This is a genomic window from Dolichospermum sp. LEGE 00246, assembly GCF_015207865.1.
Taxonomy (GTDB): Bacteria; Cyanobacteriota; Cyanobacteriia; order Cyanobacteriales; family Nostocaceae; genus Dolichospermum; species Dolichospermum heterosporum.
Genome location: NZ_JADEWA010000146.1, coordinates 1 through 11,256 on the forward strand (window position 1 = coordinate 1; position 11,256 = coordinate 11,256).

The 11,256-nt window shown below is 37.4% G+C and carries 11 protein-coding genes and 1 pseudogene; 3 read left to right on the forward strand and 9 right to left on the reverse strand.

What is annotated here, in order from left to right; all coding sequences use genetic code 11:
• Positions 1–344 (forward strand): hypothetical protein (locus IQ228_RS11800; protein WP_193962926.1); only part of this gene is annotated, 344 nt, incomplete at its 5' end.
• Between the two features lie 278 nt (positions 345–622).
• Here the strand turns inward: IQ228_RS11800 and IQ228_RS26590 are convergent.
• Positions 623–1,426, reverse strand: coding sequence for a GUN4 domain-containing protein (locus IQ228_RS26590; RefSeq protein WP_228043832.1), 804 nt, complete (start codon positions 1,424–1,426; stop codon positions 623–625).
• Between the two features lie 339 nt (positions 1,427–1,765).
• Between IQ228_RS26590 and IQ228_RS11810 the strand changes: the two are divergent.
• Together IQ228_RS11810 and IQ228_RS11815 are read left to right on the forward strand one after the other, a co-directional pair.
• Positions 1,766–1,981: pseudogene (locus tag IQ228_RS11810) on the forward strand (hypothetical protein); the annotation flags it as partial.
• 131 nt (positions 1,982–2,112) lie between these two features.
• Positions 2,113–3,834: a DnaJ domain-containing protein gene (locus IQ228_RS11815; protein ID WP_193962927.1), complete on the forward strand. Its 1,722-nt coding sequence runs from the start codon at positions 2,113–2,115 to the stop codon at positions 3,832–3,834.
• A gap of 571 nt (positions 3,835–4,405) precedes the next feature.
• Here IQ228_RS11815 and IQ228_RS11820 read toward each other — a convergent pair.
• The 8 genes from IQ228_RS11820 to IQ228_RS11855 all read right to left on the reverse strand — a co-directional run bounded on the left by IQ228_RS11820 (position 4,406) and on the right by IQ228_RS11855 (position 11,143).
• Positions 4,406–4,807 carry a GxxExxY protein gene (locus tag IQ228_RS11820; RefSeq protein WP_193962928.1) on the reverse strand — a complete coding sequence of 134 codons (402 nt, stop codon included), beginning with the start codon at positions 4,805–4,807 and terminating at the stop codon, positions 4,406–4,408.
• 454 nt (positions 4,808–5,261) lie between these two features.
• Positions 5,262–5,459, reverse strand: a complete 198-nt coding sequence (locus tag IQ228_RS11825; protein ID WP_193962929.1) for a hypothetical protein — start codon at positions 5,457–5,459, stop codon at positions 5,262–5,264.
• Positions 5,456–5,698, reverse strand: coding sequence for a hypothetical protein (locus IQ228_RS11830; protein ID WP_193962930.1), 243 nt, complete (start codon positions 5,696–5,698; stop codon positions 5,456–5,458). Before IQ228_RS11830 ends, IQ228_RS11825 begins: the two co-directional genes overlap by 4 nt.
• 57 nt (positions 5,699–5,755) lie before the next feature.
• A complete protein-coding gene (locus IQ228_RS11835) occupies positions 5,756–6,061 on the reverse strand; it encodes a type II toxin-antitoxin system RelE/ParE family toxin (protein WP_193962931.1) in 306 nt (101 codons plus the stop codon).
• A complete protein-coding gene (locus IQ228_RS11840; RefSeq protein WP_027401608.1) occupies positions 6,058–6,324 on the reverse strand; it encodes a hypothetical protein in 267 nt (88 codons plus the stop codon). The genes IQ228_RS11835 and IQ228_RS11840 overlap by 4 nt, the downstream gene beginning before the upstream one ends.
• Positions 6,325–6,561: 237 nt before the next feature.
• Positions 6,562–7,812 carry a DUF4912 domain-containing protein gene (locus IQ228_RS11845; RefSeq protein WP_027401609.1) on the reverse strand — a complete coding sequence of 417 codons (1,251 nt, stop codon included), beginning with the start codon at positions 7,810–7,812 and terminating at the stop codon, positions 6,562–6,564.
• A gap of 482 nt (positions 7,813–8,294) precedes the next feature.
• Positions 8,295–10,583, reverse strand: a complete 2,289-nt coding sequence (locus tag IQ228_RS11850; protein ID WP_193962932.1) for an IMS domain-containing protein — start codon at positions 10,581–10,583, stop codon at positions 8,295–8,297.
• A gap of 251 nt (positions 10,584–10,834) precedes the next feature.
• Positions 10,835–11,143, reverse strand: coding sequence for a DUF3067 family protein (locus tag IQ228_RS11855; RefSeq protein ID WP_027401611.1), 309 nt, complete (start codon positions 11,141–11,143; stop codon positions 10,835–10,837).
• Positions 11,144–11,256: the final 113 nt, after the last annotated feature.

Here is an 11,256-nt window from a genome sequence, read left to right on the forward strand (position 1 = left end):
GTCGTATTCCAGACAATGAACGTGATGATACTTCAGATAAATCTGGTCTAAAATTATCTGGTTCATGGAAAGATACTGCAATTTATTATAAAGAAATGATGGAAGCTGAACCAGTAATCTCTCAAGAATTAGCTAGACATTTAGCAAATACAGAAAAAAAATTTCAGGAATATATAGATTGTGTAAAAATTCTAATTGTAGAAATAGGTGGTGATTTTCTTTTTCCTGAGAAAATCATAGAAATTATTGAAAATGCAAATATTCCACCTATTATAGACCAAATCTGGCTTGCAGATCCAGAAGATGAATCAGAAAATATAGTTACTTATCATAGAGTTGTGTGAAGTTGTTTAAAGAGTTGGAATCTATAGCAATCCTATTTGATTTGTGAACATTGCAAGAGTCAGATTCCCGACTTCTTAGAGAAGTCGGGAATCTTGTTTTTCATAACTAATTTAGGATCGCTATAGTACGCTTGAGTGGCTGCCGAACTAAAATACTAGAAGTATACGCCTAGATAAGGAAACCACTATCAATCTTCCGAAATCAATAACCCGCAATCCTTCTTAAGGATTTAGCTGCTAATAAATCTCCATAATTTCTTTTCACCTACCTTTAGATTTTACAGTTCACAATTTTCGATGTAAGAGAAGAATTGATGCCTAATCACAGCTATTTGTTCTGCCGTATCTCGGTAGTTTGGTGGTCCGTACAATTTTAAAAATGGGAGATGTCCTACTGGCGCTGTTATATCATGAGTAAAATTACTGCTGGAGTAGGACCAAGAGTTGTCTTTTATCCATCCTACCCTATCTAAAAAAGCTCTATAGATTTCCACTCGATTTTCTGCACTCGTTTTCGTTTTCCTTAAGTTTTGATAAATGCGGTTCTGTGCAGAAAATCCAAAGCGCCCACTACTGGATTTTACCCACAACCAGTCAATGGTACGGAGGTCTTGACACGGTATACGGTGGACACCAGAAGTTAACCAAAATGGCCTTCCCCAGCTTGGTACTAGTAATTGTGCTACTGCGAATATTACCCGTTCTGTTTCTTCATGTGCTTCTTTCCAGTTTTCCTTAGCAAGTAAGTCACGCAGAACTTTATAGTCCATCCCTACGGCTGACTTTAATTGTTCCTCATCAAATATTCTTAACGCTTGTCTAACTTTTACTTCTGTTCGAGACTTCAATAAAGAATAAGCCGCATTTTGTACTTGCAGTGACTCATCATTTAAAGCCTGAATTAATAAATCTAATCCCGCATCGCCATATTTCAAAACTTCTTGAAGTGAAACAATTCTCACCTGGGGGTTAGCATTACTTAACCGTAATTTCATCCCTTCAATGCCACCTAAAATTGCTGCAAATTCTGGTGTTTGGGTTTGACTACCAAGCACAGCATCATATTCTCCTGGCTGTTGCATATTCTGTTTTATGGTGAATACTAGAGTTTTGTGTTACTGCAAAGATTATACATGGTTTGTTAGATAATATTTGAATTTTCACTACTTAGCTAGTAGGTTGGGTTGACGCAAGGAAACCCAACATAATGAAAATATCTGATTCATATTTTTTGTCTGAATCAGGATGTCCAGGATTTGAGGATTTACAGGATTGTTATTTGTAAGTTGTTGGTGGGATGCTGAAATTGTAATTGTCTGAATCAGGATGTCCAGGATTTGAGGATTTTCAGGATTGTTATTTGTAGGTTATTGATGAGATGCTGAAATTGTCATTGTCTGAATCAGGATGTCCAGGATTTAATGGATATTCACGATAATCTTTTGAAAAATGCCCCTCACACTGCGGAAAGTTTGATTATTGGTGAATGGAATCATCCCTATTCCCGTGAACAAGCTGCTTATCCTGCACCTTGGAATAAGGAATATAAGTTTTGTCCAAGTGTGGCGAGAATTAACAGGGCTTTTGGGGATAGGAATTTTGTTTATTCTTATTTACCAATGGAGGCTTATAGTTAAATAGTCTCACGCAAAGGCGCAAAGACGCAAAGGGTTTTTTATTGCGTTTTTGTGTCTTTGTTAAAAGACTAATTATCAATTGTCTCAATATTTGTATTTTCTTCATCTAATCAAATTGACACTCATAAGCCATGAAAGCAAGTTCTTCAACAGGTGCAGCTTTTATCACCACTGGAATGTTAACAGGTGCGCGTATTTCCTCTACTGCGGGAGGTATTGGCATCGCTGGAGGTTTTGGTGCGGTAGGAATAGGCGCAACTTCTGTAACTGCTGTAGGTGCGGTTGTTGGTGCTGCTGTTTATGGTGCTTTTACAGGAATTATGGAAGGAGATTCCACCGTTTGTGGCACAATGGGAATAGGTGCTATTAGTGGTTTTGGTATTTCTAATATTATCGGTAATATCGGATTTATTGCCCCTAAAATAGGTTTAGCTTTTGGTATTGGTACAGTACCAATGGCAGGAATTGGTGCGGTTTTGGGACTCGCTAGTTATGGTGTAGTAAAAATATTAGATAATTCGCAATTCCAAGAAACTCCAATGCAGCTTTTTGAACGTATGGAGGAAAAAGTTGTGCAAAATGATTATTATTTTGAAGCATTAATAGAGTTATCTGGTGATGATCTAAATGCTAAATTTACAAATTTAGAAATTGATGATGAATTACAACAATTAAAAGCTAAATTTCATGATAAATTACCTAAAAATGAACAAAAAATATCAACAATAAACTCCCCGTCAAAGGAAGTTTGGCAATGTGTAAAAACTTTAAAAGGACACATATCTAATGTTAATGATGTAGCTATTCATCCTGATAATAAAACCTTAGCTAGTGGTAGCGATGACAGACAAGTGAATTTATGGAATTTGCTAACTGGAAAACTACTATATACTTTTTCTGGACAAGCTGAAGCTGTGTTATCTGTAGCTATTAGTCCTGATGGTAAACAGTTAATTAGTGGTAGTGTAGATCGAAAAATTAGCAAGTGGCAATTAGAAACAAAAAAATATAATGGCACATTATCTTATTTAAGTTCTCCCTACAGTCATAATGGTTTTGTAAATGCTCTTGTTTATAGTCCTCATGGTAATATTATTGTTAGTGCTAGTACAGATAAAACTATTAGAATTTGGGGAAGCTACACGGGAACACTCAAACGTACTTTAAATGAACATACAGATGCAGTTTTAGCTGTTGCTATTAGTTCTGATGGTAAAAAAATTGTGAGTGGTAGTGCTGATAAAACCATGAGAATTTGGGATATAGAAACTGGTAAACAATATTATATTATTAATCATCATTTAGCAGCAGTAAATACATTAGCAATTACTCCAGATAATAAAACTATAATTACTGGCTGTGCAAATGGTAAAATTCAGTTATGGAATCTTAGTAGTGGAGAATCATACTCTACTTTAGGAAATCATTCAACAGCCATTTCTTGTATTGCTATTCACCCTGATGGTAAAATTATTGCTAGTAGTAGTCAAGATGGAATTATTAAACTTTGGAATATTGAAACTGGGGAATTAGTAGAATCTATTTCTGGTTTTAGTCCCCTCACTTTTAGCACAGATGGTAAAATACTTGTTAGTGGTGGTAAAGCGGGAACTATCAAAATTTGGCGACAGGTTCACAAGGATGATAATTTACCTTTAATTGGGGAATGGTGGGAAATTTTAGGTGTGGAAGCAAATGCTATTCATCGAGATGTAAAAGTCGCTTACCTGCGATTAGCTAGATTATATCATCCTGATATTAATACTTCTATTAATGCTAAAGCTGCTATGCAAGCAGTTAATCAAGCGTATCAAAAGTTTCAAAGTCAAGGAAATTCAAGCAAGAAAAATTAGCATTCCTATATCTTACAAGTTGAGTTAAGGAACGCAACCCAACATAATGAAAATATCTGATTCATATTTTTTGTCTGAATCAGGATATCCAGGATTTTAGGATTTACAGGATTGTGATTTGTAGGTTGTTGGTGGGATGCTGAAATTTTAATTGTCTGAATCAGGATGTCCAGGATTTTAGGATTTACAGGATTGTTATTGAGGAATTGTCTGTGAATATTGAAAAATGATAATTACAATTACAGGATATTATCTATCATCCAAAAATTGCCATTTTTCCTAAACAATAAAAAAATTACATCCTGTACATCCTCTAATCCTGGTTATCCTGATTCAGACAGATTGTTATTGATGAATTGTCTGTGAATATTGAAAAATGATAATTACAATCACAGGATATTATCTATCATCCAAAAATTGCCATTTTTCCTAAACAATAAAAAAATTACATCCTGTACATCCTCTAATCCTGGTTATCCTGATTCTGACAAAAAAAGCTCAAAATCCCCACTTCAAATAAACAACAACATCCTGAATATCCTCTAATCCTGGAAATCCTGATTCTGACAAATTAACCCTGATATCTAGAATTAAAAACCTTCTTATATTCCAACTTTAACGCACCAAAATTAATCAATAAACCCACAGGAAAATTATAAGCTACCAAATAATTTTTCGCTTGCGCTAAATGAACATCTTCTAAATTAATTATCGCTTTCAACTCCACCACAACCTGATCTTCAACTATAAAATCCGCCCTTCTTGTTCCTACTTCAATTCCCTCATAATAAATTACTTGTTCTACCTCTCTTCCAAAACCTAAACCTGATTTTTTGAGTTCAATTTCCATACATCTTTGATAAATAACTTCCTGAAAACCATTTCCCAAAGTTCGGTGTATTTTCATTGCACAGCCATTTATTATGTATGTGATTTCGTCTAATTTTTTATTTGGGGTATTAGGTGTGTTCATGGATTTACATGATTGTTATTTGTAGGTTGTTGGTGGGATGTTGAAATTGTAATTGTCTGAATCAGGATGTCCAGGATTTTAGGATGTACAGGATTGTTATTGATGAATTGTCTGTGAATATTGAGATATTATAAAATATAGTTACACCAACAGTCAACAAATAACAACAAATAATTTAACGGATAATTTATTATCTAACATCCTAAAATCTGTACTTCTCATAGACAATCAAACAACAACATCCTGAAAATCCTCAAATCCTGGTTATCCTGATTCTGACAAATTGTTATTGATGAATTGTCTGTGAATATTGAGATATTATAAAATACAGTTACACCAACAATCAACAAATAACAACAAATAATTTAACGGATAATTTATTATCTAACGTCCTAACATCTCTACTTCTCATAGACAATCAAACAACAACATCCTGTAAATCCTTTAATCCTGGTTATCCTGATTCTGACAAAAAAATCCTCAAAATTTGCTGATGATAAACTGCTTTAGGACTGACCTCCAATCTGACAAACTCACTAGCAGCAAATACCCGGTGTGAGTCTGATAGTATTTCTAATGCTTTTTCTGCAATTAAACCAGTACCATTGGTTGCACTCAGTAACACACCCGAATCAATATAAGTTATAATCATTCTTGTCTACCTTGGATTCCACCTCTACGATCAGCTAATTCTTTTTCTATTTCATCTGCATTTAATAAAGGTTTACCAGATGCAACAATTTTAGAGCGAATTTCTCGCAAACGTTCCCCCAAAGGAGGTTTTTTTGCAGTGGTTTTCAATTGCATAAATTCCACAAATTTTAAGACTTCCTGTTGTTTATCCTGGGGTAATGATCGCCACTTTGTTAATAATTCTTGTTCTGAAATCATTGATTTTTACCTAATTCAGTTAATTGTTTTAAACCTTATTTTCAATAATAGCAAATCTCACATCAAATTAAACCATGATGTTATACATGAAAGATTACGACGACCACTTACCACTCGTAAAATTTCAACTCCATCATCCAATACTCGATAAAAAATTATATATCCTTCAAGGGATAATCCGCGTAAATCAGGGTTGATTTCTGAGTAGCTTTTACCACTATTAGGAAAGGAAACTAATTGTGTACATTTGCGGTTAAACTCCTGAAAAAATTTTTCACCTGCTTCTAAGTTTTTTTGTGAGAAGTATTCAGCAATTTCATTCAGGTCATAACTAGCGAGAATATTAATAACATAACGATTCATTTTTGCACCTGTCTTTGTTGCTGAAAACGATCTAAAATTTGATTAACAAATGTTTCTCCATCAATAGGTGGTGTGTGTTCAGAAATTGAAATTGCTGCATCAATTTTTTCTCGCACTTTCTTAACCCATTCTGTCTCATTCCGATCATACTCATCTAGTAAATGGAAAGCAATTTCCATCAGTTGTTCTACCGATTGGTATTTTCCTGTTTGCAGTTTTGTTTGAATAAAGTCTTCTTGTTTTGGTGTTAGATTGATAGTCATAGTGAGTTATAGTCAATTTTTGCTAGGTATATACAAACTATTGTAATCTAATTTTAGACTCTAGGAAATAGCGATCGCCATAACTGTATATTTTGGTGAAAGTTTATAAATATTATAACATCCTGTAAATCCTTAAATCCTAGACATCCTGATTCAGACAATAAAAAACCCGCTACAGGCATCCTATAACGGGTGAATTTATTAATTGCAGTTATGGTTAATCTTCAAATACAGAACTTATACCATCCATTCCAAAACAGCTTCATCTTTAGTATTAGTATTACGAGAAGGTGTTTCGCGCTCAAACTTCATGTGAATAGAACGGGTTTGTTCACCATCAGCCGCAACAGCTAAAATTGGGTAGTCAATTAAACCATCTTGGAAAGACATTTGGAAGCGGAATGTACCATCGGAATTAAGTTTAATGGGACGACCACCAATGGTTACAGTTGCATCAGGTTCGGTTGCACCGTAGACAATCAATTCAGCATCAGCAACTAACCAGAATTTGCGAGGACGCGCAGGAACAGCAGAAGCGGAGAAACCGGACATTCCCACACCGGACATAGTTAAACCAGATACGGTAGGAATAGCCCACATACCTACACCAGATGGGAAAACGTAGGAACTGAGAGCTTGTTCGGGAGCAGCAGAACCGGGGACGTGCTGCATAGAACCGAATATAGAACCTGCAACCCGTTGAGCTTCAGCGGATTCTGCTAGACCAAAGATTTGTTCGTAAATGGGATTTCCACCACCCGCAGCAGCAGTAGCAGTAGCAGTTGGTAATTTCTTGGATGGGGGAACTAGTTCGTAGAAGGTCTTACCACGTAGGTCTTCTTCAAAGTCTACGGTGATGAAGACATCTTCAATCCAGTCAGCAGGATAGACGGGGGGAATATGCACTCTCGCGGAACGCGCTAATACCAACCAACCACCATCAGCGGTGCGATAACCAACATCTATCACATAATCGCGATCGCTCACGGGAATTGGCAAATACCATTCTCTTGCTAGTTCATCAGCAGGGTATTCTTGAATACTGTGGGGACTTTGATAATCTAGATCAACATCAGTGACATCATAAATCCGCAAAGCTAGGGTTTGTCCACCTTGACGACGCAGTGCTTCTTTATGGTCGTTAGGAATATCCCAGTAAGTGTAAGCCCATTGAGGATCACGAGGTAACAGAACAATCCGACTGTCACCATAACCAGCTGGTAAATCTGCTAGTGCTTCATCAACATCAGCGAGAGAACCACCAGTCCGATCTTCTTGACCTAACTCAAATTTTGCTGCTTCCACGGTTTCTTGTGCCTCCAGATTAGGGGATGAACTGAGCGAGAATTTACTATTTTGAACGTCTTCAATTGATGCTAATAACTGCGATTTACGCATTCTGCTATAACGAGATATACAGTATTCACTGGCAACTTTGCGTAATTGCCGTAAGGTCATCTCTTCTAGCGGTGGGCGTTCTTTTGCCATTGATTTGGACTCCAGTAGTTTGAAAGGTAAAGTATTGTTTCCGGGTTAAAAAGTTTGATTAAATATCGTCTACCCAGATTTTTTTATTCCTGACTCCCGGTTTTGCCCCAGTTTTAAATTCGTTTACTGTTTGTTTTTTATTAAGATACTAACTCATCAAAATTCCTGGTTATGCCGTTGTTTTGCATTTATTGAGGATTGCAAAGAGTTGTTAAGTAAATATTAACCAGTAAAACTATCTAGGGATCAAGGGGTCTAAAGATAGGTTTTACTATATTTCACGTAGTTATCAGCCATGCGGGGATCAATATGTCATGAAATCTTAACATAGCGATCTCAGTCAGGGCATGAGTGTCAAAGTTTCATGACATTAAGGGAAGAGTCAGGAGGTAGGGGCGCGGGGCCCGCGCCCAGTCAGAAGTCAGGATGAAGAAAGAAATTTTTCCCCTCTTGCCTCTTGTCTCTTGCCTCTTGTCTCCAACTTACAAAAAATTCTGAATCACTGACATTTTCTGAATCAGCCATTTGCCTTCTTTGCGAACCAAATCATAACGAACCCGCAAGTTTTCACTAGAAGACTTTTGCTGCTGACTATTTCGATAGAACTTAGTAACTTCTTGTACCTGAGCGTCTACAGATACATAATCTTTGTCCGTTCCCTTGTTAGAGACAGTGACTATTTCCACATTATGCTTGTACTGGCGATGGCGTTGATCTTCTTGTTCTTGCTGGGCTACTGACTGCCATTGGGATAAAACTGCACCTGTTAAAATTTCCTTTAAACCATCAATGTCATGATTTTGCCCCAAAGCTGAGGTTTTGGCAGATAACCAAGTTTCAATTACTTCCTTTGCTGTCTCCTTGGTCAGTTCTTCATTATTGGTGGCTTCAGGTTCGCTGTTGGGGTCAGGAATGTTGATGGGTGGTTGATTTAGTTGTATTGCTAACTGTTCTCCCTTTAATGATGGACTGGGAAAGAAGATGTTTTTGACTAAGCCAAAAGTTGTTGATACTAATAACGAAAGAATTAATACTCCTCCCAATGAGAAAAAAACTAACCAAACTAAGCGTGTTTTTGGATCTAGACTACTGAGAAAATTAGCTTGAGACTGGATGAATCGCTGGGGAAGTGTATTAGCAGTCGGTTTGCGTCTTCTGCGTTTGGGAGACTGCTGGTTTGTTACTGTCGTCGGATGATCATTAACTGGATGTGTTCTTCTGTTTGGGTTTGCTGCTGTTAAGGGTATTTGTGATATTTGATTTCCCTCATTTCCATCTGTTGATGGATGATTCCACCTCGGTATAGAACCCTGGGAAGATTCAGGTTGAGGTCGAGGATGGGTTTCTGGTAACTCAGGATTGACTGGTTGATGATGTTGTGGTGCTTGTGTGGTGTTATTATTATGGTGACGGTAATGATGAATATCTGGCTGGGGAAAGGATTGATGGTTAATTACTGCCCATTCATTGGTAATTTGGGCATCGTTGGGTAAAGATTCTAGATAAGCTTGAACTTGTCTATCAGCAAAGTATTCTTTTAACGAGGCTTGCTGTTTTGCTAAATCTCGAAAGTGGGGAAATACTTCTTGCTGTAACCATTGTTCACTGTATAAGCATAGTCCGGGTAATAGGTCTGGTGAGTCTTGCGATTTTTCCCGAATAAAAGCTAAGGCTTCATATTCTTGACTTAGTTCTAAGACACGGGTGGCTTCTTCCGTTTGTCCCATGAGTAAAGCACAAAGGGATTGTTCTAAATGCACGTCTTGGCGTTTGCCTAATTGCATTAATAGTTGCTTGGCTTGACGAATTAATGCTGGTTGGCGTTGGGCAAAACCTCTGGCGATTAAGGAATATACTGCTAAATATGTAGCCACGGCTGAGGGGCGTTTACTTTCTAATTCAAAGAGTTTATGCTGTTCTGAGACTGTTAAATAATGGCGAATTTGTTGGATAAATCGTAAAAAGTCATCTATGTTAAGTCCTGATTGATCGTTGCCTGTGCCATCAATGCCGCCACGATCTTCTAGGATACTTTGTAATAATTCTAATCCTTGCCGACGTTTGGGAATCTGTGTTTGTGGTAGTGCTAATAGTTCCAAGATGCGATAGGGACGCAGTTTGTAAAGATCAGCGGTCATTTCGGCGCGGACGCTGGGAAATAAGCCTTCCCGTGCTAATAATTCCTCACCAGTTTCTAAAGATATGGCGGCATTTTCATAGTGACCTTGCTGCCATTCTTCCCGTCCTAGTTCTAAGCAAGCTAGGGAGACGGTGAGGATAATGTCTGGTAGGTCTTGGTTTTCAGGAGTTTCTGCTTGGGTAGTACGATGACCTGTTTTGAGACTAATTGGACTAGGTTTATTAACTAGGTACGGGCGACCGAGTTTTAATACTAATTCATATTCTCCTAGTTCTTGGAGTATTAACAAAGAACCAATAAATCGCTCTGGGGTGATTTCGATGCTGAGACTTTGAGCATCTTGGTCTTTGGGGTTGGTATCTACTAGATTTTCCTGTAAACCTGTATCAGCAGTTTTGCTAGGAGTATAAACGTGAGCCAGATAAAGCTGATCGTAGGCTTTGCGCTCATCGGTATTTAATAAAACCATATAAGCTTCTTCAATCAGCTTCTTGCGAGAAGATATAGATGTAGTCGAATATTCCCGTCGGGGCAATTGGACAATGCGATCGCTGTATGCCTGTCGCAATTGTTCCTCATTTGCCACCAACGGTAATCCTAGAATTCGGTAATAATCAAGCGGAATTCGCACAGCTTACGTCCCCTGCACTGTGTTCTCGTAGCATCTCGTAAAAATTAACATAATTTACCTGGAGCGTTCCAGGCTTCTAAAACCGTCCCATAATCATAGCCTGATTAATACCGTGTTGACCTAGTACAATAAGTGTAGATAGTAACAGATATCTAATTCTTTGCCGTTAATTTTTTTATATCTTCAGTTTAATGTCACTGAATCAGGAGTTAGGAGTCAGGAGCAAACCCTTATTACCTATTACCTGATTTTTAAACAATCCATTCTGAAGCGCGTTCACCCAAATCAAGAGGTATGCTAACCGCTTTCCCAAGACGAGGACGCTCTTTAGTTTCTAGAATAAAAGTTTGTACTTGTTGTATTCCGCCTAAAGCATTAAGATAATTGACAATGCTGTCCAGATGATCTTGATAATCTATTTCGCTCATGGGGAAAGAAACTTGTCCAAAGTATTTCCACATGATTTGCAGAAATATTTTCCCTTGGGTGCGGCGAAACTGGACATCATAAGGTTGTCCCCATTTATCAATCAACAGTTGGCGTAATTCCTTTCCAGTCATAGTAATTTTAGATTTTAGATTTTGGATTTTAGATTTTAGATTTTAGATTTTGGTAATTGGTAATTGGTAATTAGACAATTACTTCTCCCTGCTCCCTGCCCCCTGCCCCCTGC

Bases quoted from the DNA above. Each gene is read 5' to 3' on its own strand.
- IQ228_RS26590 (WP_228043832.1), bottom strand. From the start codon at position 1,426: ATGCAACAGCCAGGAGAATATGATGCTGTGCTTGGTAGTCAAACCCAA.
- IQ228_RS11845 (WP_027401609.1), bottom strand. From the start codon at position 7,812: ATGGCAAAAGAACGCCCACCGCTAGAAGAGATGACCTTACGGCAATTA.
- IQ228_RS11835 (WP_193962931.1), bottom strand. From the start codon at position 6,061: ATGAATCGTTATGTTATTAATATTCTCGCTAGTTATGACCTGAATGAA.
- IQ228_RS11855 (WP_027401611.1), bottom strand. From the start codon at position 11,143: ATGACTGGAAAGGAATTACGCCAACTGTTGATTGATAAATGGGGACAA.
- IQ228_RS11820 (WP_193962928.1), bottom strand. From the start codon at position 4,807: ATGAACACACCTAATACCCCAAATAAAAAATTAGACGAAATCACATAC.
- IQ228_RS11840 (WP_027401608.1), bottom strand. From the start codon at position 6,324: ATGACTATCAATCTAACACCAAAACAAGAAGACTTTATTCAAACAAAA.
- IQ228_RS11830 (WP_193962930.1), bottom strand. From the start codon at position 5,698: ATGATTTCAGAACAAGAATTATTAACAAAGTGGCGATCATTACCCCAG.
- IQ228_RS11815 (WP_193962927.1), top strand. From the start codon at position 2,113: ATGAAAGCAAGTTCTTCAACAGGTGCAGCTTTTATCACCACTGGAATG.
- IQ228_RS11825 (WP_193962929.1), bottom strand. From the start codon at position 5,459: ATGATTATAACTTATATTGATTCGGGTGTGTTACTGAGTGCAACCAAT.